This window comes from Amycolatopsis sp. WAC 04182 (genome assembly GCF_003947465.1).
In the GTDB taxonomy this organism is placed as follows: Bacteria; Actinomycetota; Actinomycetes; order Mycobacteriales; family Pseudonocardiaceae; genus Amycolatopsis.
Genome location: NZ_QHJJ01000005.1, coordinates 32,106 through 56,510, shown reverse-complemented (window position 1 = coordinate 56,510; position 24,405 = coordinate 32,106). Strand labels below are relative to the sequence as shown.

28 protein-coding genes and 1 tRNA gene are annotated in these 24,405 nt (G+C 68.6%); 19 read left to right on the top strand and 10 right to left on the bottom strand.

The features are described 5' to 3' along the window. Window positions 1-7: 7 nt before the first annotated feature. The 4 genes from lon to DMH01_RS26135 all read left to right on the top strand — a co-directional run bounded on the left by lon (window position 8) and on the right by DMH01_RS26135 (window position 4,433). Window positions 8-2,410 (top strand): endopeptidase La, encoded by a 2,403-nt coding sequence (lon, locus tag DMH01_RS26150; protein ID WP_125679926.1) that lies wholly within the window; start codon window positions 8-10, stop codon window positions 2,408-2,410. Between the two features lie 165 nt (window positions 2,411-2,575). Then, on the top strand, window positions 2,576-2,776 hold the full coding sequence (locus tag DMH01_RS26145; RefSeq protein ID WP_125679925.1) for a hypothetical protein: 201 nt from the start codon (window positions 2,576-2,578) through the stop codon (window positions 2,774-2,776). Further along, the gene (locus tag DMH01_RS26140) at window positions 2,773-3,276 is read left to right on the top strand and encodes a helix-turn-helix transcriptional regulator (protein ID WP_125679924.1); all 504 of its coding nucleotides are present in this window, start codon (window positions 2,773-2,775) and stop codon (window positions 3,274-3,276) included. The genes DMH01_RS26145 and DMH01_RS26140 overlap by 4 nt, the downstream gene beginning before the upstream one ends. After that, window positions 3,273-4,433 carry an alkaline phosphatase PhoX gene (locus tag DMH01_RS26135; protein WP_125679923.1) on the top strand — a complete coding sequence of 387 codons (1,161 nt, stop codon included), beginning with the start codon at window positions 3,273-3,275 and terminating at the stop codon, window positions 4,431-4,433. Before DMH01_RS26140 ends, DMH01_RS26135 begins: the two co-directional genes overlap by 4 nt. Window positions 4,434-4,473: 40 nt before the next feature. Here the strand turns inward: DMH01_RS26135 and DMH01_RS26130 are convergent, their stop codons facing one another. After that, the gene (locus DMH01_RS26130) at window positions 4,474-5,124 is read right to left on the bottom strand and encodes a DedA family protein (RefSeq protein ID WP_125679922.1); all 651 of its coding nucleotides are present in this window, start codon (window positions 5,122-5,124) and stop codon (window positions 4,474-4,476) included. Window positions 5,125-5,259: 135 nt separating this feature from the next. On the opposite strand from DMH01_RS26130, the gene DMH01_RS26125 reads away from it, so the two are divergent. Genes DMH01_RS26125 through DMH01_RS26110 form a run of 4 tightly spaced genes read left to right on the top strand, consistent with a single transcriptional unit; the run spans window position 5,260 to window position 7,766 of the window. After that, a complete protein-coding gene (locus tag DMH01_RS26125) occupies window positions 5,260-6,411 on the top strand; it encodes a sensor histidine kinase (protein ID WP_233621670.1) in 1,152 nt (383 codons plus the stop codon). Continuing rightward, window positions 6,402-7,046: a response regulator transcription factor gene (locus DMH01_RS26120; RefSeq protein WP_125679921.1), complete on the top strand. Its 645-nt coding sequence runs from the start codon at window positions 6,402-6,404 to the stop codon at window positions 7,044-7,046. Before DMH01_RS26125 ends, DMH01_RS26120 begins: the two co-directional genes overlap by 10 nt. A gap of 43 nt (window positions 7,047-7,089) precedes the next feature. After that, window positions 7,090-7,380: a helix-turn-helix transcriptional regulator gene (locus DMH01_RS26115; protein WP_005152025.1), complete on the top strand. Its 291-nt coding sequence runs from the start codon at window positions 7,090-7,092 to the stop codon at window positions 7,378-7,380. Then, window positions 7,377-7,766 (top strand): VOC family protein, encoded by a 390-nt coding sequence (locus DMH01_RS26110; protein ID WP_125679920.1) that lies wholly within the window; start codon window positions 7,377-7,379, stop codon window positions 7,764-7,766. Before DMH01_RS26115 ends, DMH01_RS26110 begins: the two co-directional genes overlap by 4 nt. 60 nt (window positions 7,767-7,826) lie before the next feature. Here the strand turns inward: DMH01_RS26110 and DMH01_RS26105 are convergent, their stop codons facing one another. After that, window positions 7,827-8,207, bottom strand: a complete 381-nt coding sequence (locus tag DMH01_RS26105; protein WP_125679919.1) for a VOC family protein — start codon at window positions 8,205-8,207, stop codon at window positions 7,827-7,829. Between the two features lie 47 nt (window positions 8,208-8,254). Then, window positions 8,255-8,398 (bottom strand): hypothetical protein, encoded by a 144-nt coding sequence (locus DMH01_RS42785; protein ID WP_158633258.1) that lies wholly within the window; start codon window positions 8,396-8,398, stop codon window positions 8,255-8,257. 97 nt (window positions 8,399-8,495) lie between these two features. Between DMH01_RS42785 and DMH01_RS26100 the strand changes: the two genes are divergently transcribed. The 5 genes from DMH01_RS26100 to DMH01_RS26075 all read left to right on the top strand — a co-directional run bounded on the left by DMH01_RS26100 (window position 8,496) and on the right by DMH01_RS26075 (window position 12,247). After that, the gene (locus DMH01_RS26100; protein WP_125679918.1) at window positions 8,496-9,134 is read left to right on the top strand and encodes a TetR/AcrR family transcriptional regulator; all 639 of its coding nucleotides are present in this window, start codon (window positions 8,496-8,498) and stop codon (window positions 9,132-9,134) included. A 39-nt stretch (window positions 9,135-9,173) separates the two neighbouring features. Then, window positions 9,174-10,388 carry a DUF4241 domain-containing protein gene (locus DMH01_RS26095; RefSeq protein ID WP_125679917.1) on the top strand — a complete coding sequence of 405 codons (1,215 nt, stop codon included), beginning with the start codon at window positions 9,174-9,176 and terminating at the stop codon, window positions 10,386-10,388. 15 nt (window positions 10,389-10,403) lie between these two features. Further along, window positions 10,404-10,826 carry a PPOX class F420-dependent oxidoreductase gene (locus DMH01_RS26090; protein WP_125679916.1) on the top strand — a complete coding sequence of 141 codons (423 nt, stop codon included), beginning with the start codon at window positions 10,404-10,406 and terminating at the stop codon, window positions 10,824-10,826. A gap of 136 nt (window positions 10,827-10,962) precedes the next feature. Continuing rightward, entirely contained in the window at window positions 10,963-11,448 is a 486-nt protein-coding gene (locus DMH01_RS26080; protein ID WP_233621669.1) for a dihydrofolate reductase family protein, read from the top strand. A 34-nt stretch (window positions 11,449-11,482) separates the two neighbouring features. Further along, window positions 11,483-12,247 (top strand): class I SAM-dependent methyltransferase, encoded by a 765-nt coding sequence (locus tag DMH01_RS26075; RefSeq protein WP_125679915.1) that lies wholly within the window; start codon window positions 11,483-11,485, stop codon window positions 12,245-12,247. Here the strand turns inward: DMH01_RS26075 and DMH01_RS26070 are convergent. The 3 genes from DMH01_RS26070 to DMH01_RS26060 all read right to left on the bottom strand — a co-directional run bounded on the left by DMH01_RS26070 (window position 12,192) and on the right by DMH01_RS26060 (window position 14,329). After that, window positions 12,192-13,586 carry an MFS transporter gene (locus DMH01_RS26070; RefSeq protein WP_125679914.1) on the bottom strand — a complete coding sequence of 465 codons (1,395 nt, stop codon included), beginning with the start codon at window positions 13,584-13,586 and terminating at the stop codon, window positions 12,192-12,194. The genes DMH01_RS26075 and DMH01_RS26070 overlap by 56 nt on opposite strands. Continuing rightward, the gene (locus tag DMH01_RS26065) at window positions 13,583-14,152 is read right to left on the bottom strand and encodes a TetR/AcrR family transcriptional regulator (protein ID WP_233621668.1); all 570 of its coding nucleotides are present in this window, start codon (window positions 14,150-14,152) and stop codon (window positions 13,583-13,585) included. The genes DMH01_RS26070 and DMH01_RS26065 overlap by 4 nt, the downstream gene beginning before the upstream one ends. A gap of 95 nt (window positions 14,153-14,247) precedes the next feature. Next, window positions 14,248-14,329: transfer RNA gene (locus DMH01_RS26060), tRNA-Tyr, on the bottom strand. A gap of 119 nt (window positions 14,330-14,448) precedes the next feature. On the opposite strand from DMH01_RS26060, the gene DMH01_RS26055 reads away from it, so the two are divergent. Then, window positions 14,449-14,940, top strand: coding sequence for a YajQ family cyclic di-GMP-binding protein (locus tag DMH01_RS26055; RefSeq protein WP_125679913.1), 492 nt, complete (start codon window positions 14,449-14,451; stop codon window positions 14,938-14,940). A gap of 49 nt (window positions 14,941-14,989) precedes the next feature. Here the strand turns inward: DMH01_RS26055 and DMH01_RS26050 are convergent, their stop codons facing one another. Next, a complete protein-coding gene (locus DMH01_RS26050; RefSeq protein WP_125679912.1) occupies window positions 14,990-15,649 on the bottom strand; it encodes a hypothetical protein in 660 nt (219 codons plus the stop codon). A 184-nt stretch (window positions 15,650-15,833) separates the two neighbouring features. Between DMH01_RS26050 and DMH01_RS26045 the strand changes: the two genes are divergently transcribed. Both DMH01_RS26045 and rfbA read left to right on the top strand, forming a co-directional pair. After that, window positions 15,834-16,982, top strand: a complete 1,149-nt coding sequence (locus DMH01_RS26045) for a sialidase family protein (protein ID WP_125679911.1) — start codon at window positions 15,834-15,836, stop codon at window positions 16,980-16,982. A gap of 53 nt (window positions 16,983-17,035) precedes the next feature. Continuing rightward, window positions 17,036-17,917, top strand: a complete 882-nt coding sequence (gene rfbA, locus DMH01_RS26040; protein WP_125679910.1) for a glucose-1-phosphate thymidylyltransferase RfbA — start codon at window positions 17,036-17,038, stop codon at window positions 17,915-17,917. On the opposite strand, the gene DMH01_RS26035 is transcribed toward rfbA, so the two are convergent. From DMH01_RS26035 to htpX, 3 genes are all read right to left on the bottom strand, one after another. Then, the gene (locus DMH01_RS26035; protein ID WP_125679909.1) at window positions 17,907-19,223 is read right to left on the bottom strand and encodes an NtaA/DmoA family FMN-dependent monooxygenase; all 1,317 of its coding nucleotides are present in this window, start codon (window positions 19,221-19,223) and stop codon (window positions 17,907-17,909) included. The genes rfbA and DMH01_RS26035 overlap by 11 nt on opposite strands. Window positions 19,224-19,226: 3 nt before the next feature. Continuing rightward, window positions 19,227-20,297 (bottom strand): LLM class flavin-dependent oxidoreductase, encoded by a 1,071-nt coding sequence (locus DMH01_RS26030; protein WP_125679908.1) that lies wholly within the window; start codon window positions 20,295-20,297, stop codon window positions 19,227-19,229. 371 nt (window positions 20,298-20,668) lie between these two features. Then, window positions 20,669-21,535, bottom strand: a complete 867-nt coding sequence (gene htpX / locus DMH01_RS26025; protein WP_125679907.1) for a zinc metalloprotease HtpX — start codon at window positions 21,533-21,535, stop codon at window positions 20,669-20,671. 134 nt (window positions 21,536-21,669) lie between these two features. Here htpX and DMH01_RS26020 point away from each other — a divergent pair, with 134 nt between their 5' ends. The 3 genes from DMH01_RS26020 (at window position 21,670) to DMH01_RS26010 (ending at window position 24,375) form a co-directional block, all read left to right on the top strand. Next, window positions 21,670-22,638 (top strand): YncE family protein, encoded by a 969-nt coding sequence (locus tag DMH01_RS26020; protein WP_125679906.1) that lies wholly within the window; start codon window positions 21,670-21,672, stop codon window positions 22,636-22,638. 24 nt (window positions 22,639-22,662) lie between these two features. Continuing rightward, entirely contained in the window at window positions 22,663-23,850 is a 1,188-nt protein-coding gene (locus tag DMH01_RS26015; RefSeq protein ID WP_125679905.1) for a BtrH N-terminal domain-containing protein, read from the top strand. A 63-nt stretch (window positions 23,851-23,913) separates the two neighbouring features. Further along, a complete protein-coding gene (locus DMH01_RS26010; protein WP_233621667.1) occupies window positions 23,914-24,375 on the top strand; it encodes a thioesterase family protein in 462 nt (153 codons plus the stop codon). Window positions 24,376-24,405 lie beyond the last annotated feature (30 nt).

The following is a 24,405-nucleotide window of genomic DNA, read 5'->3' as shown; positions in this document are numbered from 1 at the left end:
TGCACAGATGACCGACACCCGCCTCCTGCCCGTCCTCCCGCTCGATGACGACGTCGTGCTGCCGGGCATGATCGTCCCGCTCGACCTCGCCGACACGGAGACGCGCGCCGCGGTGGAGTCCGCCCAGGCCACCACGCCTGCCCAGGCTTCCTTCCCGGGGATCCGGTCCAGCGCCGCCACGAAGGCCGAAGTGCTGATCGTCCCCCGCGTCCACGGCGAGTACGCCGGACTCGGCACCATCGCGACCGTCGAGCGCATCGGGCGCGTGCCCGGCGGCAAGACCGCGGTGTTGCTGCGCGGCACCCGCCGCGCCGTCGTCGGCCACATCGCCGACGGCCCCGGCGCCGCCCGCTGGGTGCACGCCGAGGTCGCCGCCGAGACCACCGACGACAACTCCGCGAAGCTCGCGTCCGAGTACAAGTCCGTCGTCATCGCGATCCTCCAGCAGCGCGGCGGCTGGCAGATGATCGACGCCGTCCAGGAGGTCGAGGAGCCGTCCGCGCTCGCCGACCTCGCGGGCAACTCGTCCTACCTCAAGACCGAGCAGAAGCTCGAACTGCTGACCACGCTCGACGTCTCCACGCGGCTGGAGAAAGCGCTCGAATGGAGCCGCGAGCAGCTGGCCGAGCTCGAGGTCACCGACACCATCCGCAAGGACGTCCAGGAGGGCATGGAGAAGCAGCAGAAGGAGTTCCTGCTGCGCCGCCAGCTCGAAGCGATCCGCAAGGAGCTGGGCGAACTCGACGGCACCGCCAACGACGACGACTACCGCGCCCGCGTCGAGGCCGCCGAACTGCCGGACGCGGTCAAGAAGGCCGCACTGTCCGAAGTGGACAAACTGGAGCGGACGTCGGACCAGTCCCCCGAGGGCGGCTGGATCCGCACGTGGCTGGACACCGTCCTCGAACTGCCGTGGAACGAGCGCACCACCGACGTCCACGACATCGCCGCGGCGCGCGACATCCTCGACGCCGACCACGCCGGTCTCGACGACGTGAAGGAACGCATCATCGAGTACCTGGCCGTGCGCAAGCGTCGCGCGGAGTCGGGCCTTGGCCCGGTCGGCGGACGGCGTTCGGGCGCCGTGCTGGCGCTCGCCGGTCCTCCCGGGGTCGGCAAGACGTCGCTCGGCGAGTCCGTGGCGAAGGCGATGGGCCGCAAGTTCGTCCGCGTGGCGCTCGGCGGCATCCGCGACGAGGCCGAGATCCGCGGTCACCGCCGCACCTACGTCGGCGCGCTGCCCGGCCGGATCGTCCGCGCCATCAAGGAAGCGGGCTCGATGAACCCGGTCGTGCTGCTCGACGAGATCGACAAGGTCGGCGCCGACTACCGCGGCGACCCGACGGCCGCGCTGCTGGAAGTGCTGGACCCGGAGCAGAACCACACGTTCCGCGACCACTACCTCGAGGTCGAGCTCGACCTGTCCGACGTCGTGTTCCTCGCGACGGCGAACGCGCTCGAGACCATCCCCGGCCCGCTGCTGGACCGGATGGAGCTGGTCACCCTCGACGGCTACACCGAGCACGAGAAGGTCACCATCGCCCGCGACCACCTGCTCCCCCGCGAGCTGGAGCGCGCCGGTCTCGGCAAGGACGACGTCACGCTGACCGACGGCGCGTTCAGCCGCATCGCCGCCGAGTACACGCGGGAGGCCGGGGTGCGCAACGCGAACCGGACCATCGCGAAGGTGCTGCGGAAGGTGGCGACCAAGGTCGCGCTGGACGAGGTCGAGCTGCCGCTGACGATCGACGCCGACGGGCTCGAGACCTACCTCGGCCGCCCGCGGCACCTGCCGGAGTCCTCACTGCCCGCGTCGACGCAGCGCACGTCGACCCCGGGTGTGGCGACCGGGCTGGCGGTGACCGGCGCCGGCGGTGACGTCCTCTACATCGAGGCGTCGCTGGCGGATCCGGAGTCGGGCTCGACCGGGCTGTCGCTGACCGGCCAGCTGGGCGACGTGATGAAGGAGTCGGTGCAGATCGCGTTGTCGTACCTGCGCTCGCGCGGCGCCGAGCTGGAACTGCCGGTCGGCGACCTGAAGGACCGCGGCATCCACGTGCACGTCCCCGCGGGCGCGGTGCCCAAGGACGGGCCGAGCGCCGGCATCACGATGACGACCGCGCTGGCGTCCCTGCTCTCGGGCCGGGTCGTGAAGTCGGACGTCGCGATGACCGGTGAGGTGTCGCTGACCGGGCGTGTGCTGCCGATCGGCGGGGTCAAGCAGAAGCTGCTGGCCGCGCACCGGGCCGGGATGAAGACGGTGATCATCCCGCAGCGCAACGAGCCCGATCTGGACGACGTGCCGGCGGAAGTGCTGGCACAGCTGGACGTCCACGCCGTGGCGAACGTCCGTGACGTCCTGGACATCGCGCTGGCCCCGGCGACGGCTCCGGTCGCCCAAGCGGCGTAACAGCGCGAGGCCGAGCCCCGGATCCTGCCCAGGATCCGGGGCTTTCGGCTTTCCGAGATCCGGACGAACCCGGACATTGACTCACCTTAAACTCCCTATCACGTTTTGATAACGTGTATTGCGTGCCACCCAGCCGGGGTGCGTGATCCTTGAGAGGGCAAGGTCATGAGTCAAGGAATTCTTTCCCCGTTGCGGCCGAGGCGCAGGTGCGTTTCGGCCGGTCAGATCGTCTGTCTGAGCATTCTCACCGGTTTCACCGCGGCGCTGACCTTCGCCGGTACCAGTGCCTCGATCGCCGCGGGTATCGCCATCGCCCTGTTCGGCGCCGTTCTCCGTCACCCCGTGCCCGCCAGGGCATCCCGATGAACACCGAATCGGAGTTCATGGCACGGCTGCGCGAACTTCGCGACCGAAGCGGCCTCAGCATCCGCGCGCTGGCCGCCGCGACCGGCTGGTCGCGCAGCACCTTGGCCGACATGTTGGCCCGGAACACCTTGCCCAGCAACGAAAACCAGATGAGGGGCCTGCTGTGCGCACTGCTCCGTGCGGTGCCCGGAGAGCCGGGGATAGACGAGTATCTCGCCGACTGGCGTCACCTGATCGGACGTCGCCACCACCGCAATGGCGGATGCGCGCCGATCGATCGGATACTGCTCGCGTTGGCCGTCGCGGAACAGCGCGGCGGGGCCGACGCGCCGGGGCTCCGCAAAGCCCGGGAAATTGTGCTGAGCGAGGGTTCCCTACGAAAGTTCTCTTCTCGCGGTGAATATGCCGCGAATTCACCTGGAAGTCCCGTTCCGCCCGTACTCTCCGACCCGCTCCTTCCCGCACCACCACATCAGCGGATGTCTCGGAGGCATGAGTGAAGCGACGGAATTTCCTGCGCGCGGCCGTGGTCGGCGCCGGTGTCACGGCGTTCGGAAACAGGCTCTCGGGGGCGGCCCTCGCCGCGCCCGCCCAGAACGGACCCAGCCCGTACGGCGCGCTCCAGGCGGCCGACGCGAACGGGATCCAGCTGCCGGCGGGATTCACCAGCCGCGTCATCGCGAGGTCCGGCCAGCAGGTCGCGAACACCGGGTACACCTGGCACAGCGCCCCGGACGGCGGCGCCGTGTTCGCCGACGGCAGCGGCTGGATCTACGTGTCGAACTCGGAGATCACCCCGGGCGGCGGCGCGAGCGCGGTCAAATTCGACGCGAGCGGGAACATCACCGGCGCACACCGCATCCTGGCGAACACGCGGCAGAACTGCGCAGGGGGCAAGACTCCTTGGAACACCTGGCTTTCCTGTGAGGAGATCGACCTCGGGTTCGTCTACGAGTGCCAGCCGAACGGCCCGGCAACGGCCGCCGTCCAGCGGCCCGCGATGGGGAAGTTCAAGCACGAGGCCGCGGCGGCCGACCCGGTGCGCAAGGTCGTCTACCTGACCGAGGACACCTCGGACGGCTGCTTCTACCGCTTCGTCCCGACGACCTGGGGCAACCTCTCCGCCGGAACGCTGCAGGTGCTGAAGGCGGGCACGGCGACCTCGGGCAGCTTCACCTGGGCGAACGTGCCCGACCCCGACGGCTCCCCCACCGCCACCCGCAACCAGGTGTCCGGCGCGAAACGGTTCTCCGGCGGCGAAGGCCTGCACTACGCCAACGACACCGCGTGGTTCACCACCAAGGGCGACAACCGCGTCTGGCAGCTCAACCTGACGAACAACACCTACGAGCTGGCCTACGACGACTCGCTGGTCAGCCCCGGGTCGGCGCCGCTGACCGGCGTCGACAACGTCACCGGCACCTCCTCGGGTGATCTGTTCGTCGCCGAAGACGGCGGCAACATGGAGATCTGCATCATCACGCCGAACGACATCGTGGCGCCGTTCCTGCGGATCAACGGCCAGAGCTCGTCGGAGATCTGCGGCCCCGCGTTCACCCCGGCGGGGAACCGGCTGTACTTCTCGTCGCAACGCGGTACCTCCGGTTCGTCCTCCGGCGGGATCACCTACGAGGTGACCGGCCCCTTCCGTTCCTGAGACCCGGTGCGGGCGCCCGGCAAGGGGCGCCCGCACCGGCTCAGGCGTTGGTGCGGTTCTTCTCGCGCAGGCGGTTCACCACGAAGAGGATCAGCGCGACCCCGACGGCGGCGATCACGAAGTACTGGAAGAACCCGGCGTACTCCTCGACCACGTGCCAGCTCTCCCCGAGGCCGTAGCCCGCCAGCACGAACACCGTGTTCCAGATCAGGCTGCCCAGCGTGGTCAGGGCCAGGAACCGCCAGAACGGCATGCGCTCGATCCCGGCGGGCAACGAGATGAGGCTGCGGAAGATCGGCACCATCCTGCCGAAGAACACCGCCTTGGTGCCGTGTTTCTGGAACCAGGCCTCTGTTTTGTCGAAGTCGGACGTCTTGACCAGCGGGATCTTCGCCATCCAGCGGCGAGTGCGGTCTCGGCCGAGCAGGAGGCCGAGGTAGTACACGATGATCGCGCCCGCGACCGAACCGAAGGTCGTCCACACCAGCGCTTCCACCAGGGTGAACGTGCCCTGGCTCGCGGAGAACCCGGCGAGCGGGAGCACCAGTTCGCTGGGGATCGGCGGGAACAGGTTGTCCAGGCCGACGATGATCGCGGCGCCCGGACCGCCCAGCGCGTCCATCAGTGACACCGCCCAGCCGGCGAGTCCTCCCATCGGTTCGCTGGCGGTTTGGGCGAGCAGGAGGTTCATGGCGGCCTTTCGTGGTCGTCTGCAGTTGCCAACGAACGTACGAATCACCCGGGTTCCGCACCCTGGGGTGAAGCGGCACAGATCACTGAGGAAAACCGCAATACCGACCTCCGGATACCCCGCTAGCCTGGCGCTATGCCTTTTCCGGCAGCGATGCGCCGCTACCTGCGCAAAGCACTCCGCGGCACCCTCGGCCTGGCGATCGGCGCCATGACCTCGGTCGCGGAGTTCTTCTACGTGCTCTTCGGCGGCCTCGCGCTCACGGTCCCCGCGCTGCGGCGGCCCGTCTTCGCCGGTGCGCGCGTACTGTCCGAAATGGAACGGCGGCGGCTGGAGAAGTACTTCGGCGAAGAGAACGCCACGGATTACACCGGCCGTCGCGCGATGGCCTACCTCGTCCCGCGGTGCGTCATCGGACTGCTCTGCGCCGCGATCTTCCTCATGATCGCACTGGGCACCGGATCCGGCCTGATCATCGCCGCTCAGCTCCTCGCAGGTCAGTCCCCCGGCGGGGGAGCGCCTGCCGACTGGTACGACCCGGTCACCACCAGCCTCGTCGGCGCACTGCTTGTTTTCCTTGCCTTGCAAGGACTTCTCGGAGCCGCGACGCTGGACGGCAAGCTGGCAAGGCACTTTTTCGGGCCCAGCAAGAAGGAACAGTTGCGCCGCCGGGTCTCCGAACTCGCGACCAGCCGGGCCGAGGTGGTCGAGGCGGTCAACGGCGAGCGCCGCCGCATCGAACGGGACCTGCACGACGGCGTCCAGCAGCGGCTAGTCGCGCTCGGGATGCTGCTCGGCCGGGCGCGGCGGGCCACCGACCCGGAGCACGCGTCGGATCTGCTGCGGCAGGCACACGAGGAATCCCAGCGTGCCCTGGTCGACCTGCGCGAGGTCTCGTGGCGGGTCTATCCGATCGCACTGGACGCGGACGGGCTGCACCCCGCGCTTGAAGCGCTCGCGGAACGCTCGGGGATACCGGTCCATCTGCGGGTCGACCTGCCGGAAAGGCCACCGGCGGCCATCGAGACCGTCGTCTACTTCGTCGCGTCCGAAGCTGTCACCAATACGATCAAGCACGCCGCGGCGACGCGGATCGACATCGAGGCCGAGCGGGACGGGGACAGGGTGCGAGTGCGGATCACCGACGACGGCACGGGCGGGGCACGGGAGTCCGGCGGCGGCCTGTCCGGACTCGCACGGCGCGTCGCGGCCGCGGACGGGGAGTTCACTGTGGACAGTCCGCTCGGCGGCCCGACCGTGGTGACGGCGGTGCTGCCGTGCGGGTGATCCTCGCCGAGGACTCGACCCTGCTGCGCGAGGGGCTGGTCCGGCTGCTGGTCGAAGAGGGGCACGAGGTCGTGGCGTCGGTCGGCGACGGCGACGCGCTCCTCTCGACGACCGCCGCCTATCGGCCGGACGTGATCGTCACCGACGTCCGCATGCCGCCGACTCATACCGACGAAGGGCTCCGCGCGGCGCTCGAGATCCGGAAGCGCTGGCCGGAGATCGGGGTGCTGGTGCTCTCGCAGTACGTCGAGAAGCGCTACGCCGCCGAGTTGATCACCGGCGACGGTGAGCGCGTCGGCTATCTCCTGAAGGACCGGGTCGCCCAAGTGGGCGAATTCCTGGAGGCGCTCGACCGCGTCGCCGGGGGCGGGGCGGCGTTCGATCCGGAGGTCGTCCGGCGGCTGCTCGCGCGGACCACGCATACCGATCCGCTCGCGAAACTGACCGTCCGGGAGCGTGAGGTGCTGGAGAAAATGGCGCAGGGCCACACGAACTCCGGGATCGCCGAGTCGCTCTTCGTGTCGCTGAGCGCCGTCGAGAAGCACGTGAACGCCATCTTCGACAAGCTCGGACTGGCCAGCACCGCCGGGTACAGCCGCCGCGTCCTCGCGATCCTGCGGTACCTCGGTTCCTGACCCCGAGTTGACAGGCAAGTGACGGCTTGCCTATAACGGAGTCGTGGACGGCGACCTGTTCAAGGCGATCGGCGACGCGACGCGGCGCACCATCCTGGACGAGCTGACCGAAAAGGACGGTCAGACCCTGTTCGAGATCTGCGGCAGGCTGACCATGAAACACGGCCTCGCCTCGTCACGGCAGGCCATCTCGCAGCATCTCGCGATGCTCGAACAGGCGGGCCTGGTGCACACCCGACGACAGGGCCGCTACAAGTTCCACCACATCGACACGAGCCCGTTGCGGTCGATCGTCGAGCGGTGGCCCATCGACCGAGAGGAACCGAACCCGTGATCCGGATCACCATCACCAGCGTCTTCGTCGACGACCAGGCCAAGGCGCTGGAGTTCTACACCGAAAAGCTGGGGTTCATCAAGAAACACGACGTGCCCACCGGTGACGCCCGCTGGCTCACCGTGGTCTCCTCCGCCGACCCCGACGGTGTCGAGCTGCTGCTGGAGCCGGACGGCCACCCCGCGGCGAAGCCGTTCAAGAAGGCACTCACGGACGACGGCATCCCGTTCACCCAGTTCGCCGTCGACGACGTGTACGCCGAGGTCGACCGTCTCAAGGGCCTGGGCGTCGAGTTCACGCAGGACGCCGTCGACATGGGTCCCGTGGTCACCGCCGTCTTCGACGACACCTGCGGCAACCTGATCCAGCTCGCCACGATGAAGTAGCCCGGACACGGAAAAGCGGGGCTTGGTCCACTGTGGACCAAGCCCCGCTTTGTTTTTTCCTTACTGCTGCACCCATTCCACGAGTTCCACGGGCACACCGTTCGGGTCGGTGACCATCAGGAGGCGCTCTCCCCACGGTTCTTCCCGCAGCGGCAACGTGATCTCGACACCTTCGCCGCGCAGGCGCTTCTCCTCGGCTTCGAGGTTTTCGACCGTGAAGGCCACGATCACCCCGGACGCGCGCTGCTGCCGCAGGTTCTCCGGCAGGACCTCGATTCCCGCCTGAAGCAGGACGATGGTCATCTTCGCGGTTTCGTGCCCGAGAGAGACGAAACCCTCCGCGGCCATCTGCTCGGTGAAGCCGAAGTGCTCGGTGAAGAAGCGGCTGGACGCGGCGACGTCGTCGACGGTCAGCGAGACGGTGGAGGCAAGGACGTTCATGGGCTATCCCCTTCGGGTCGGCGGTGGGTTTCGGAGAAGCCGGCCGGTCAGTACGACCGGCGGCGCGGGACGCCGATCGAGCGGCGCACCGGCATCGAGCGGCCCGGGAACGGCTGCTGGTGACGGCGGTCGTTCCGGCGGGCCTGGGCGCGGTTGGTGCCTTCGTTGCCTTGGGGGATTCGAGCGGTCAAGGAGCCTCTTCTCTCACTGGTCGGTAGTACGGACGTAAGTTTACATCCGACGCACGGTAAGTCAAGGATATTTTTACGACGGTGGTAAACTTCGTTCATGACCAGCACGGATGTGGGTTTGCGGGAGCTCAAGAAGCAGGAGACACGGCAGCTGATCTCCGACCAGGCGACGCTGCTCTTCATCGAGAAGGGCTTCGAGGAGACGACGATCGCCGAGATCGCCGCGGCGGCGAGAGTCGCGAAGAAGACCGTCACGAACTACTTCGCGCGCAAGGAGGACCTGGCGCTCGACCAGCACGAGGAGTTCACGAACGGGCTGGCGAACGCCGTCCGGCACCGGAAGCCGGGTGAGTCGGCGCTGGCCGCGCTACGGCGCACCTTCCTGGACGCGGTGGCCGAGCACTCGCCGGTGATCGGCTTCACCGGGCCGGTCTTCGCGAAAATGGTGCTGGAGAGCCCGACCCTGACCGCACGGCTGCGTGAACTGCACGAACTGCGGGAAGCGGCGCTCGCGGAACTGCTCGCGAGCGAGACCGGAGCGGAGGCGGACGATGTCACTCCGATCATGGCTGCCGCCGAGCTCAACGCGATCGACCGCGTCCTGTTCCGCGAGGTCCTCCAGCGCTCGCACGCCGGCGAAAGCAACGACGAGATCGCCGAAGCGCTGACGAAGGCGACACAACGGGCCTTCGAGTTGCTGGAACCGGCGTTCGGCGACTACGCGATTCGTGAATAGCCCTGGGTTTTGTCGGTGGTTCCCGCTAGGTTCCGCCTCATGTCTGAGGGGACCTTGCTGGACGTCGTCTATTGCGAAGGCTGGGATCCGGCCGCCCGCGCGGTGACCGGGAGGCTCTCGTCCGGCACCGCGCGCCGGCGCGACACCGACGGAGAGCAGTACGCCGTCGCCCTGGTGCGCCCTGGCACCGAGATTCCGCTGGTGCTGCTCGAACTCGCGTGGAAGCACTGCTTCGCCCGCACGGTGCAGTTCGACGAACTGGGCAGACGCCGGGGTTTCTTCGAGTTCCGGGTACTGGAGGACGGCGCGCTGTTCCTCATGAAGGTCGAGCAGTGGACCTACCGGTTCGACGACCAGGAGGAGTTCGACAAGAAGAGCGCCGGCCATCTGGAGATGTCCTTCGGCCCGGATGGCAAGGGCTGGATGCATCAGGCGCCCCAGGGTTACGGCGGCGGCTCCAGCAGCGGTCAGGTGAGCAAGCAGGTGTCGGAGCTGACCATGCCGAAGCCCGCCTTCGGTGACTGGGAACCCCTCGCGAATTCGGGGTCGCTGACCCTCCGGACCCCGGATGCGCCCGACGCCGAACCGCCGCTTCCCGTCGACGAACGCCCCTGGCGGCCGTCCGTTCCGCTGCGCCCTTCCGGCATGGACGAGATGTTCACCGCGGGCACGCGCTTCTCGCTGAGCGGCGACCACGGCCTCGTCGAGGTCGAGCTCCGGGACACAGGGAAGCTCCGCATGCCCAGCGGCAGGCTCGTCGCGGCGGACCCGGCGTTCCTGGACGCGGACGCGGAGCACTTCACGGTCACCGTGCCGCCCGGGGACTACGGGGTCGAAGTCTCCGTGATCCGGTTCGTCGACGAACCGGCCCACGAACGGGTCGCGGCCGCCAAACTCGTCATCGCCGATATTCCCGTCGCCACCTGGGAAACCGCGCTCTGGCCCGGGCAGAACGCGCTCTTCCTCGGGGACGGGGAGTTCTACGGCTACGGCGTGGACAGCGGCACAGGCTGCTTCGCCGACGCTGCCGCCGTCCCCAAGGAAATGGACGACGAGCTCCTGGAGAAGTTCGAGGAGGTGGACCCGCATGTCGACGTCACCCCGGACGGAGCCGACGGCAACATCATCGCGTTCACCACCGGCTGGGGCGACGGCAGCTATCCGACCTGGATCGGCCGGGCGGCCGACGGCACGCCGGTCTGCTTCGTCACCGACATGCTGGTCCTCAACCGCGCCCGGATTCTCACAGCTTGAGCGGATGATGGCGGCATGACCTTCACAGACGAGGAGATCGCGTACCTGCGTTCGCAGCCTCTAGCCCGCTTCGCGACCCTGTCGGAGGACGGCGAACAGCCTGACGTCGTCCCGCTGGCGTTCGAATTCGACGGCACGCATTTCTGGGTCGGCGGAGTGGGCGCGTCGGTCCTCGCGACCCGGAAGTTCCGCAACATCCGTGCGGGGCGGCGCAAAGTCGCCCTGGTCATCGACGACACGGTCTCCTTCGACCCGTTCATCGCCCGCGGTATCCGCGTCTACGGCGACGCCGACGACCCGATCGAACGAGTGGGAGTGGTCGGCCCGGGCATCTACGCGCGAGTGACGCCGAAGGTGTCGTGGAGCTGGAACATGGCGGGCGAAACCGCGGGCGAGACGTGGTATCCGTCGAGGCGGGCGGTTCACGGCGAGCTGTGATCGCGCGCCGTTCTTGTCGGAGGGCGGCGGTACGGTCTGGTCCATGCGGGAGCTGATCGTCACCGAGAACTGCACGATCGACGGCGTGATCGAACTGGCGGGCGACTGATTCAGCCCGGGTGACACGGATCTGGACGTGGACCGGTCGGACGTCCTGGCCGTGCTCGAAGAACAACGTGAGAACGCCGGCGCGCTCCTCCTCGGACGCGTCACCTTCGAAGACATGCGCGGGTACTGGCCGAAGCAAACCGAGGACACGACGGGTATTTCGGCCTACCTCGACTCAGTGGACAAGTACGTGGTTTCGAGCACGCTGACAGAGCCGGAGTGGCAGAACACGACGGTGCTCTCCGGCGGGCTGCGTTCGGAGATCGAGAAGCTGAAGGCCACCGAAGGCAAGGACATCGTGACGACCGGCAGCATCTCGCTGGTGCGGGCGCTCATCGCCGAGGGCCTCGTCGACGAGTACCGGCTGTTCGTCTATCCCGTCGTGGTCGGCGAAGGCCGCCGGCTGTTCGAGGGCGCCACCGGCGTTCCGAAGCTTCGCCTGGCGGAGGAGCGGACGTTCGCGTCGGGGATCGTGCTGCTGCGTTATCGCGCTGACATCCCGAAAACGGGATGAACACCGCACGGTCGCGGGCGTAACGTCGGCGATCGTGATCAGTGACACGGATACGGGAGACGACCCGGCGGACGGCTGGTTCCCCGAAAGTGTGGCCGCGGGCTATGACGCGCCTGGCGGCGCGAATGCGCCCGAAGTGGTGACGCCCGCGGTGGACGTCCTCGAAGACTTGGCCGACGGTCCGGTGCTCGAGTTCGCCGTCGGGACCGGACGGATCGCGATCCCGCTGGCGGCACGCGGCGTGCCGGTGAGCGGAATCGAACTGAGCCGGGCGATGGCGGACCGGGTCGCGGGCAAGCCGGGTGGCGGCGCGGTCGACGTCACGATCGGCGACATGACGAAAACCCGGGTGCCGGGGGAATTCTCGCTCGTCTACCTGGTGTTCAACACGATCGGCAACGTGACCACCCAGGACGGTCAGGTCGACGTCTTCCGCAACGCGGCCGCGCACCTGCAGCCGGGCGGGCTGTTCCTCGTCGAGGTCGGCCTGCCGGAACTGCGTCGTTTGCCGCCCGGGCAGGACATCGTCCCGTTCGCGATGGCGCCCGGCTACGTCGGGTTCGACCAGTACGACGTCGTCAGGCAGGAGTTCACTTCGAATCACGTCACGGTGTCACCGGAGGGACAGGGACGGTTCCGCCGCATCCCCTTCCGGTACGCCTGGCCCGCCGAAATGGACCTCATGGCGCGCATCGCCGGGATGCGCCTCAAGTACCGCTGGGCGGACTGGGACCGTTCGGAACTCACCGCCGAGAGCACCCAGCACGTGTCCGTGTGGGAGCGCGCCAATCCGTGGTGATGATGACCGCGCTGACGACGAGCAACGGCAGTGCCCACAGAGCCGTCGTGAGATAACCGTTCCTGGTGGGGAGCAGCGCGCCGTCCGGAGTGGCGGCGGCGAGCAGCAACCCGGCGAGGGCGCTGCCCACGGCCATGCCGATGCTGCGGGCGATCTGGTTGATCGAGAGCACACTGGCCGTTTCCCCTTGTGGAACACCGACGAGCACGAGTTTGGGCATCACCGCGAAGATGCCGCCGACGGCGAAACCGAGCAGGGCGATCGCGGCGAGGACGAAAACGAACGACTGACTGCCGACGGCGAACAACACCGCACTGGCCACGGCGATCACGGTCGAGGCCAAGTACGCCCACCGTTCGGTGACGCGCGGAATCGCTTTACCCGCAACGAATCCGAGCAGTGAGAACGGGATCAGCGCCGCGCCCGCGGCGACACCGGGGAGCGCGAATCCGTAGTGGGCGTCCGCGGGCGTCTGCACGTAGCGGGTGAAGAGACTGAACAGCAGGTACAAACCCGCCCCGGCCACGAGAATCGCCAGGTTCGCGCGGAGGACGGAGGCTCGGCCGAGCAGCCGAAGATCCACCAACGGCTCGGTCGTGCGCAGTTCGATGAACGCCCACACGGCCAGGACCGCGGCGGTACCGGCGAGGAGACTCCCGGCTTGCCACGCCGTCGCCCACAGCGAGGGCACGGCGATGAGCAGGAGGACTCCGAGCGTGCCGAGAGCGAGGAGCAGCGCGCCGGGGACATCGATCCGAGGCGGCGCGCCGGGCGCTTCGGCAGGCAGCATCCGCCAGGCGATGAGGAATGCGACAGCCGAAAGGAGGAAGCCGAATCCGTACGCGACGCGCAGCCCCGCGAGCTGGTCGAGGAGGCTGACCACCGGGTAGCCGACCCCGATGCCGACGGTCGACGCGACCGACAGCGCGGCGATCGTCGAGGTCGAGCGCTCGGGCGGCAGGTGCGCGCGGGCGACGCTCATCAACAGCGCCCCGGCCGCGACCCCGAGCCCTTGCAAGCCGCGTCCGATCACCAGCGCCGCGTACGGAAGCGGGAGCACCGTCAGCAATCCGCCGGCCATGACCAGGGCCAGGGTGACCAGGATCGTGGTGCGGCGGCACGGGCCGCCGCCGAGCCTGCCCAGGACCGGGCCCGCGATCGCGCCGCTGAACAACGTCACCGTCAACGTCCACTGCGCCGCGTCGAGGGATACGTGCAGTCCGGTGGCGACCGGGGTGATCAGCGGCGCCCCGACGCTGCCGATCACGGCTCCCGCCAACGCCGTGCACACCAGTGCGGTGCTCAGCCGTCCGCTCGAGACGTCCGTGCGGGTGGTCATCGATTCGTCTCGGTGGTGACGTGCGTGAACAGCCCCGGCCGGATCCGGGTGCGAACCCCCTCGGCCCAGACCGCGTCGACCTGTTCGACGTCCATCGCGGCGCCGGCGTTCAGCAGCATCCCGAAGGCGAGGAACGTCTTCACGGTCACCGGGTCGAGCCCGGTGCCGTTCTCGGCCGTGTCCCACATCCGCGCGAAACACGACCGCACGACGTCACGAACCTCCGGGTCACCGCACGCGGCGAAGCCCTGAAGCTGCAACAACAACCCGGTCCGATCGGCCAGCAGGTCGAAGTACTGGGCACCCATCGCCGACAGCGCGCCGAGGCCGGTCTCCCCCTCGCCCGCGTCTCGCATCGCGTCACTGAGCCGCTCGAAAGCGGCCTGGACGAGCTCCAGGAACAGGGCCTTCTTCGTCCCGAACATCCGGAAGACGTACGCCTGCGTGATCCCCGCCGTCTTCGCGATCGCTTCCGTCGACGCCCCGTGCAGCCCGTGCTCCGCGAACTCCTCCGCGGCGATGGCCAGCACCTGGGCGCGTCGTTCGGGTCCGCTCATCCGTGCCATAACCCCTAAGTTACTGGTTACTAACCACTAACCAAAGGTGTCTCGCGCACCACAAAGGAGCGGCCCCGTGACTGGGTCACGGGGCCGCTCCGGTGTGGCGAGTGAGGGATTCGAACCCCCGAAGGCTGTGCCGTCTGATTTACAGTCAGATCCCTTTGGCCGCTCGGGCAACTCGCCGTGGCCGGGTGTCCCCGGCCGAGACGAAAGAATACCCAATGCCGTGGCGGGCCGGTCAACCGGGTTCCGCAGGGCTAGGGTGGAAGCTCCTGACAAGCGAGTACGAGGTGTGAGAACACGTGGCGGATCCCTCTTTCGACGTGGTGAGCAAGGTCGATCGCCAGGAGGTGGACAACGCCCTGAACCAGGCCGGCAAGGAGCTCGGCACACGGTTCGACTTCCGGGGCACCGGGACCAAGATCGACTGGTCCGGTGAGGAGGCGATCGTGATCGAGTCCGAGACCGAGGAACGGGCGCTGGCGGCGGTCGAGGTGTTCAAGGAGAAGCTGATCAAGCGCGGCATCTCCCTGAAGGCCTTCGAGGCGGACGAGCCGGCGCTGTCCGGCAAGATCTACAAGATCGGCGGCAAGATCCTGCAGGGGATCGCGTCGGACAAGGCGAAGCAGATCGCCAAGTTCATCCGCGACGAGGGCCCCAAGGGGGTCCAGGCGCAGATCCAGGGCGACCAGCTGCGGGTGTCCGGCAAGAAGAAGGACCAGCTGCAGGACGTGATCGCCTTGCTGAAGGGCAAGGACTTCGAGATCGCGCTGCAGTTCACGAACTACCGCTGAGCACGGCGCCGACAAGGCCACCTTCCGCGGAAGGTGGCCTTCGTCATGCCTACGACGCGGTGACCGTCCAGGTCCCGTCGCCTTCCACGGACACGAAGGCCGGGCCGGACACGGGCACGCTGCCGGTGTAGTCGCCGAGCTGGTTCACGGGAAGTTCCGAGTAGTCGCCGCTGTGCACCCATACCGCGGTGCGGCCGCTCTTCTTGGTGGCGACGGCGACCGACGTGACGCCGTCGGGCACGGCGAACACCGCTTCGCTCTTGCCCGTCAAGGGCTTGCCCGGCTCCAGGACGGGCAGGCCGCTTTCGTCGGTGATGGTCAGCGTCCAGGCGGCGTTGGCCTTGATGGTGAACGTCTTCGCCTGACGGCCGGGCATGTCGTTGATCCACTGCGTGCCCTTGTACGGGCCGATGTCGTTGACGATCAGCTCGTTCTCGGTGTTGACCGCGACGTGGCCGGAACACTTCGGGCAGTCGAAGGTCACGAAGCCGAGGCGCGTCGGCCAAGCCATGGGGACCGACGCGTTCCCCTTGCCCGAATGCTTCTCCTCCGGCTGCGGGCCAGGCCTCGGGGTGGTCGTGGGGGTCGGCGAAGGTGCGGTCAGCCCTTCCGGCGCGGCCGCCCGCGGGACGACGTGGCCCAGGTTCGGCGGTGAGCAGGCCACCAGGCCCACGGTCAGCAGCACGACGGCGCACAAGCGCTTGATCACGAATTTCCCCCTGGTCGAACCCGTCACCGGATCTTCGCCCGCCGATAGCCCAGCGTTACCGGACCACTCGGCCGGGCGATTCAGGCCCCCCGGACGTGGGTTTCCGTCGCGACGCCTTCGCGGGAGTCCGAAAGGGACAAAAGCCCGTGTTGTAATCCGGCGATCGCGTTCGAGGAAGGTCACGATGAAGCGCCGTTTCAGCTCGACACTCGCCTTCGCGCTGTCACTCACAGTGATCGCGTCCCTGTTCACCTCCGCGCAGGCCGCCGAGCGCCAGCAGCTCGTACCCGGCTACGGCTCTTACCCGAGGCTCATCCGCCTGGAGCACTCCGCGATCGGCCGCGGGCGCATCCTCGCGTCGCTGACCAGCGAGGACGCGAGCGGCAAGTTCACCCCGATCATGGAGAGCACCGACGAGGGCCAGAGCTTCCACAAGATCGGCGAGATCCGCGACCGCGACGGCCGCCGCGGCATGTGCTGCGGGACGCTGTACGAACTGCCACAGCGGGTCGGCAGGCTCCGCGCGGGCACCCTGCTGTGGGCCGCGAGCTACCGGCAGGACGCCGGTCCGCAGCGGCGGATCGGCATCAGGATCTGGTCCAGCCGCGATGCCGGCCGCACGTGGGGCTTCCTGTCCGAGGCGGCCCGTTCGCACAATCACGACGGCATCTGGGAGCCCGAGTTCGTCGTGGACGCGGGCGGCACGCTGTGGCTGCACTACGCCGACGAAACCGAGGCGCCGCAGTTCGCGCAGGTGATGAACCGGGTCGCCTCCACCGACGGGGTGAACTGGGGCACCAAGCAGCGCACGATGGCCATCCCGCCCCATCGGGTGCGGCCGGGGATGCCGATCATCCGCCGCCTCCCGGACGGCCGGTACTACCTGGCCTACGAGATCTGCAACTACCGCGACCGCTTCTGCGATCCGTACTTCAAGATCTCCTCCGACGGCGCCAACTGGGGCGATCCCCGCGACCCCGGTACCCGCGTCACCACCGCGAACGGCAACTACTTCCAGCACGCCCAGACGATCACGCTGTTCCCCGGCGGCCCGAACGGGGTGCGGCTGGTGATGGTCGGGCAGATCTACACCAACGCCGCCGGGGTCCCGCAGGACAAGAACGGCAGGGTGCTGCTGGCCAACGACAACTTCGGCGCCGGGCACTGGTACGAACTTCCGGCCCCGGTGCACATCGCCAGGATCCACGACAACTTCTGCCCCAACTACAGCTCGACGCTGCTGCCGGTCGACGGCGGCAAGAACGTGTTGCAGGTCTCCACCGAGTACAACCTCGGCTGCAAGGCGTACTTCGCGAAGGGCCCGGCGTTCTGAGCCACCCGGTAGTGTGAGGCTCCGAGCGATCGGCTACGAAGCGGGGGCATCGCATGAAGGGCATCGTGCTGGCGGGGGGCAGTGGGACGCGTCTGCATCCCATCACCCAGGCGATATCGAAGCAGCTGCTACCGGTCTACGACAAACCGATGATCTACTACCCGATCTCGGTGCTGATGTTCGCCGGGATCCGCGAGATCCTGATCATCTCGACCCCCGTCGACCTGCCGCATTTCCGGCGGCTGCTCGGTGACGGCAGCCAGTTCGGGCTCAGTTTCAGCTACGCCGAGCAGGCCGCTCCGAACGGGCTGGCCGAGGCGTTCGTCATCGGCGCGGACTTCATCGGCGACGACGACGTCGCGCTCGTGCTCGGTGACAACATCTTCTACGGCCAGGGGTTCTCCAGCAGGCTCCAGGCCGCGGCGACCACGCTCGACGGCTGCGTGCTGTTCGGCTATCCGGTCAAGGACCCGCAGCGGTACGGCGTCGGCGAGATCGACGCCGACGGCAAGCTCCTCTCCATCGAGGAGAAACCCGAGAAGCCGAAGTCGAACAAGGCCATCACCGGCCTGTACTTCTATGACAACCAGGTCGTCGAGATCGCCCGTGACCTCAAGCCCTCCCCGCGCGGGGAACTGGAGATCACGGACGTCAACCTCACCTACTTGCGGCAGGACCGCGCGACCCTCATCGACCTCGGCCGAGGGTTCGCCTGGCTCGACACCGGCACGCACGACTCGCTGCTGGAGGCCGGTCAGTTCGTGCAGGTCCTCGAACACCGGACGGGTGTCCGGATCGCGTGTCTCGAGGAAGTCGCGCTGCGGATGGGCTTCATCGACGCGGAACAGTGCTACGCGCTCGGCGCGAAGCTGGCGAAGTCCGGCTACGGCGAATATCTGATGAACGTCGCGCGTACCCAGGGTGCTACCGGCTGAACAGATGCTCGCGCAGGGTGTCGCCGGTGTAGTCGGTCCGGAAGACACCCCGTTCCTGCAGCAGCGGGACGACGTCGTCGACGAACGCGTCCAGCCCTCCCGGGGTCAGATGCGGCACGAGCACGAAACCGTCGGCGGCGTCGCGCTGGACGTACTCGTCGATCGACTCGGCGACCTGCCGGGCCGTGCCGACGAACTGCTGGCGCGCGGTCACCTCGATGACGAGTTCGCGGATGGAGAGCTTTTTCTCCTCCGCGATCGCCCTCCATTTCGCGGCCACGGCGAGGGGATCCTTCTCGTGCCGGACGCGGCCCCAGGTCAGCGGTTCGGCGTCGGGGTCCGGGTCGATCTCGGGTAGCGGGCCGTCGGCGTCGTAGGCGGAGAGGTCGCGGCTCCAGACCTGTTCGAGGAACTGGATCGCGGTCGCCGGGCGCACCTGCTGGTAGCGGATCTCGCGGGCGTACTTGTGCGCGTCCTCCTCGGTGTCGCCGAGGACGAACGTCGCCGCGGGCATGATCAGCAGTTCGCCGGGCTCGCGGCCGTAAGCGGGTAGCCGCCGCTTGACGTCGGCGAAGAACTCCTTGCCGCTCTCCAGTGAACCGTGGCGGCTGAAGATGACGTCGGCGGTCTTGGCGGCGAACTCCCTGCCCTCGTCGGAGTCCCCGGCCTGGATGACGATCGGCTGCCCCTGCGGAGTCCTCGGGACGGTGAACTCGCCGCGGATGTCGAACTGCGGTCCACTGTGGACAAAGCGCTCGATACCGCGCGCGAAGACGCCGTTCTCCTTGTCCCCCACCAGCGCGTCGGGCGCCCAGCTGTCCCAGAGCTCACGCACGGTGGCGAGGAACTCCTCGGCGCGGCGGTAGCGGTCCTCGCGTTTCAGGAAGCCACCGCGGCGGAAGTTCTGGCCCGTCCACGCGTCCGGTGAGGTGACGACGTTCCACGCGGCGCGGCCGCCGGAAAGGTGATCGATGCTCGCGACCTGCCGCGCGACCTCGTACGGCTCGTTGAACGTCGACGACAGCGTGCCCGCGAGCCCGAGCCGGCTGGTGACCGCCGACAGCGCGGCCAGCACGGTGGTGGTGTTCGGCCGCCCGACGACGTCGGAGTCGAGGATCTTGCCGGCGTGTTCGCGCAGGCGCAGGCCCTCGGCGAGGAAGAGGAAGTCGAACTTGCCCCGCTCGGCCGTGCGCGCGAGATGTTCGAAGGACGAAAAGTCGATTTGGCTACCCGAGCGCGGGTCGCTCCACACGGTCGTGTTGTTGACGCCGGGGAAGTGTGCGGCGAGTTTGACCTGCTTGGGCATCTGTCACGCCTCCGCGTACTGGTTGGCGGCGACCCCGAGGCCGAGATGGTCGCGCAGGGTGGTGCCGGTGTAGGTCTGCCGGAACGCGCCCGCGGCCTGGAGCGTGGGGACGGTCTCGGCGGTGAAGAGCGCCAAGTCGTCGGGCAGGACCGCGGGGCGGATGTGGAAGCCGTCGAGAGCGTGGGACTCCGCGAGGCGAAGCAGCTCGGTCGCGAGGTCGGCGGGAGTGCCGGTGAAGCTCAGGCTGTGCGGGAAGGGCGCGTAGGCGTCCAGTGCGCGACGGCGTTCGAGGGCGGCCTGTTCGGTCTCGGCGAGCACGATCGACAGGCCGGCGAGGAGTCTCGCGTCGGGGAAGCGCTCGCGGGCGCCGCGGACCTCGTCGACCAGGACGACGTCGGCGCCGTGCGCGTACGGCGAGTCGCCGTACACCGCGACGACGGGGTGCCCCTGCGGCGGGCGCGGCGTGATCGAAGGTCCCTTGATGCTGAAGAAGCGGCCCGCGAAGTCGACGTAATGGAGTTTCTCGCGGTCGATGAAGCGGCCGGTCGGCTCGTCGCGGATGATCGCGCCGTCCTCCCAGCTGTCCCAGAGGCGCGCGATGACGTCGACGACCTCGGCGTTCTCCGCTTCGGCGTCCGCCTCGGACGGCAAGGTGCGCCTGCCGAAGTGGGCGACCTCGGCTTCGGTGCGCGAAGGCACCGCGAGGACGCCTGCGCGGCCGCGGCTCGCGAAGTCGAGCGAAGCGACGGCCGTCGAGATGTGGAACGGCTCGGTGTGCGTGGTGGTGACCGTCGGGACGAGGCCGATTCCGCTGGTCACCGGGGCTATCGCGGCGAAGGTGAGTAGGGCGTCGAGGCGGCCTCGGACGACCTCCTCGCCCCCGGGCTGGAGCGCGAGGGTGTCGTCGAGGGTGACGAAGTCGAGCGAAGCCGCTTCGGCGCGCTTCGCGTGAGTCAGGTAGTGGGCGGCGGTGAACAAGGCGGCCGGGTGGACGTCGGAGACCCGCCAGGCGGCTGGATGCTGCCCGGCCCCGTCGAGCGCGACCCCGAGGTGCAACTGCTGTGCGGAAGCCATGCCCGGGGAACTCGCGCGCACATGCCCCGATTCCCGCTCCCACGAGCTGGGACGCCCGGCCCGACCTGCGTTTAGCGGGCTAATCGCGATCCGGAGGCGACCCGCGTTTAGCGGGCTAAACGCGATCCGGCTGGTCAGCGCGCCCAACGTGACATCGGGGACGTTGAGTGTCTCCCGTGCCGCATTGGGGCAGCGGCCTCGCGCCGCGGAGGTGGGTCCAGGCCGGATCGCGTTTAGCGGGCTAATCGCGATCTGGAGGGCGACCTGCGTTTAGCGGGCTAAACGCGATCCGGTCCCCGACCTGCGTTTCGCCCCCTAATCGCGATCTGGAGGGCGGAGCGCGTTTAGCGGGCTAAACGCGATTCGGCTGGTCAGTAGGGGTGGCGTGCCATTTCTTCCAGGCGCCGGATGCGTTCGGCCATGGGCGGGTGGGTCGAGAAGAGCTTCGAGAGGCCTTCGCCGGGGCGGAACGGGTTCGCGATCATCAGATGCGACTGCGAGACCAGCTTCGGCTCCGGCACGAGCGGCGCCGCGCGCGTCCCTTGATCGAGCTTCCGCAGCGCCGACGCCAGCCCGAGCGGGTCGCCGGTGAGTTCCGCGCCCGACGCGTCGGCCTGGAACTCGCGCGAACGGCTCACCCCGAGCTTCACCACGGCGGCCGCGATCGGCCCGATCACGACCAGGAGCAGCCCGACCAACGGGCTCTCGCCGTCCTCTCGGTTGCTGCCGCCGAAGACGCTGGTGAACATCGCGATGTTGGCGATCACGCTGATCACGCTCGCCAGCGCGCCCGCGACACACGAGATCAGGATGTCGCGGTTGTAGACGTGGGACAGTTCGTGCCCGAGCACCGCCCGCAGTTCGCGCTCGTCGAGCAGGCCGAGGATGCCGGTGGTGCAGCACACCGCCGCGTGCCGGGGGCTGCGGCCGGTGGCGAAGGCGTTCGGGGCCTGCGTGGGGCTGACGTAGAGCCGCGGCATCGGCTGCCGCGCGGTGGTCGCCAGCTCCCGCACGATCCGGTACATCGCCGGCTGCTCGGCCTCCGAAATCGGGCGGGCGCGCATGGCCCGCAGCGCCAGCTTGCCGGAGTTGAAGTAGGCGTACGCGTTGACCCCGAGCGCCACCACCAGCCCGATGACCAGCGCACCCCGCCCGAAGAAACCGCTGATCCCGACGATGAGCGCGGACAGCAGGCCGAGCAGGACGGCGGTCTTGAGCCCGTTCTGGTGTTTGTGCACGGCGTCCTGCTCCTTCCTTTCTCCGGGGTGGGGGTTACTCATCGGAAACAACGCGATCGGGGGACGCGAAGTTCCTTCGCGTGCTCGGCTCGCGGGTTATCGTCGAACCCCGGAACGATCATCGGGAGGCGCCTGTGCGAGGACCCGAACTGAGCCGCAGAGCCCTGCTCACCCTGGCCGCGGCCGGCGCCTCCGCGGTCGCCTTCGCGCCGGCCGCCAGAGCCGAAAAAGTGCTTCTCGTCGAGGTCGGAGGCACCCCGGAGGCGGTCGCGGTGAATTCCGTCACCGGTTTCGCGTACGTCTCGGACCCGTCCACCGGCACGATCGTCGTCCTCGACTCGCGGTCCGGCACGGTCGGCGACGTGATCCCGGTCGGCGGCGAGCCCGCCGGGCTGGCCGTGGACACGGTGACCAACCGGCTCTTCGTCGCGAACCCGCCCGGCGGGACCGTCCTCGTGATCGACGGGCGGACCAACGACGTCGTCAGCGTGGTGCCTGCCGGTCCTGGAGCGTCCAGTGTCGACATCGACGAGCGGGCGAACCGCATCTACGCGGTCAGCGCCCTCACCGGGACGCTGGCCGTCATCGACGGCGTCGGCTGCCGCCTGCTGGACCTCGTCCCCGGTCCCACGCGGGGGTTGTCGTCGACGGCGGTCGACGGCGGCCGCAAACTCGCGTACTGCACCAGCACGACCACCGACTCTCTGGAGGTCTTCGACATCGGCGCGGGGAAGTTCGTCGGCGGCATCCCGGTCGGCAAGTCACCGACCGGAGTCGCCGTGCACAGCGCGTCCGGGACGGTGTTCGTCGCGAATTCGGCGATCCATCATCTGTCCGTTGTGGACCCGGGTGCGCGCAAGGAGAAGGCGACCGTGCTGTTGCGCTCGGAGTCTTCGTCGGTGGCGGTCCACGACGGATCGAACACCGTGTACTCCAACGGCGGGCCGAACGGCGTCGCCAGGATCGACGGGGTGACGAGCCTGCTCACCGGTGACCTGTCACTCGGCGTGAACCCCGGCGCGGTCGCGATCGACCAGCGCACCAGGACCGTGTACGTGGCGGATCCCTTGCGCGGCAGGGTTTCCTTGATCAGGGACTTCTGACGCCGGAGCGGGCATGATGGCGGGGTGACCGAGTACGAATTGCGCGGCGGGCTGCAACCGGATGTCTCGGCCGTGGCCGCCGTACTGGCGCATCACGGTGTCGAAGGGCCGGACGGGAAGGCACCCACCGAGGCGCTGGTCTTCGCCGTCTCCGGCGGGATCGGGGCCGGCTACATCCTGTGGGACTTCGCGCACGAGACGATGTCGACGATCGTGTTCGGTTTCCGCGCGCGCTGGCAGTATCCGCAGGACTGGCTCAAGTCCACAGTGGACCGTCTGGGGCTCGGCCTCGGCCTGCACACCACCGGCGGCAAACGCGCCGCCGCGAAACGGCTCACCGCCGGCCTCGAAGCGGGACGGCCGGTGCTCGTCCTCCCCGACCGCGAGTCGCTCGGTTACTGGCACCTTCCGCCGGAGATGTCCGGCGGTGGCGGCCACTTCGTCGTCGCGTACGGCGAAGAGGACGGCCGGGTGCTGGTCGACGACCGGAACCTCGCCCCGCTGACGGTCGATCGGAAGACGTTCGACGCCGCGCGCGGCCGGGTCGGCTCGTACAAGAACCTGCTCGCGACGATCGAGCCCGGCGAGGTCTCCGACTGGCGGACGGCCGTGCGCGACGGGCTGACGGACTGCGTCCGGAATCTTTCGGCGCCGTCGAAGTCGTTCTCGCTGCCCGCATGGGGGCGCTGGGCGAAGGCGATGACCGACGAACGCGACCCGAAGGGCTGGCCGCGCGCGTTCGGCGAGCGGCGCGGGCTGGTCGGGGCGCTGTTCAACGTCTGGGAGAACGTCACCCCGGCCGGGATGGAGGGCGGGCACCTGCGCGGGCTGTTCGCCGACGCGCTCACCGAAGCCGCCGGCCTGCTGGAACTGCCCGCGCTGGCCGAACAGGCGTCGACCTGGCGCGGGATCGGCGAACGCTGGGCCGAACTGGCCGAGACGGCCGTCCCGGCGTCGAACGCGGAGTTCGCCTGGGTGCGCGGGCTGGTCAGCACGGTGTCGGCGGGTGTCCGGGAGGGTGACGCGGGGCAGGACGCCGCCGCGGCGGCCGGTGCGGAAATGTGGAAACTGCGCGCGCACTACAACGACGAAACACCGTTCACCGACGTCGAAGCCCGGGAACTCTTCGGCACGATGGGCGCCATGATCCGGGACATCCACACCGCCGAGACCGCCGCGATCCGCGAGCTCTCCGAAACCCTGATGGAGTGAACCGGACCGGTGTCCGTTGCGCCGCGCGGCCGTAACCCCGCGCGATCGTTGAAGATCCACTTCGTGCACGCACATCCGCTGGGGACGACCAGTGCGCGTCCCGCTCCCGAGATCCACCTCCACCGCCATCGCCTTCGTGTCGCCGACCTGGACTGTCTCGGTCACGTCGGGAACGTGCGGCTGCTGGAGTACTTCCAGGAAGCCCAGATCGCGATGCTCGACCCGCGGCGTGAGCACCTTTTCCAGGCCAAGGGACCTGCGTACCTGATCGCGAAGCACAACGTCAGCTACCTGCGGCGGCTGACGTTCCGTGACAACCCGGTCGAGGTGGAGACCGTGGTCGGCCGGATCGGCACCTGCGACGTCGTGGTGAACAGCAGGCTGCGCGACGAACGGGCCGTCTACGCGCGCTGCCGCACCATCTGGGTCGCGTGCACCCTGCCCGAAGGCAGCACGCGGCGGCTCGATGTAGAGGAACGCGAGCGGCTGACGCGGTTCAGCGGGGCGATCGACGAGATCTCCTGAATCAGTTTTTAACCGTTTATGCTCCATTTC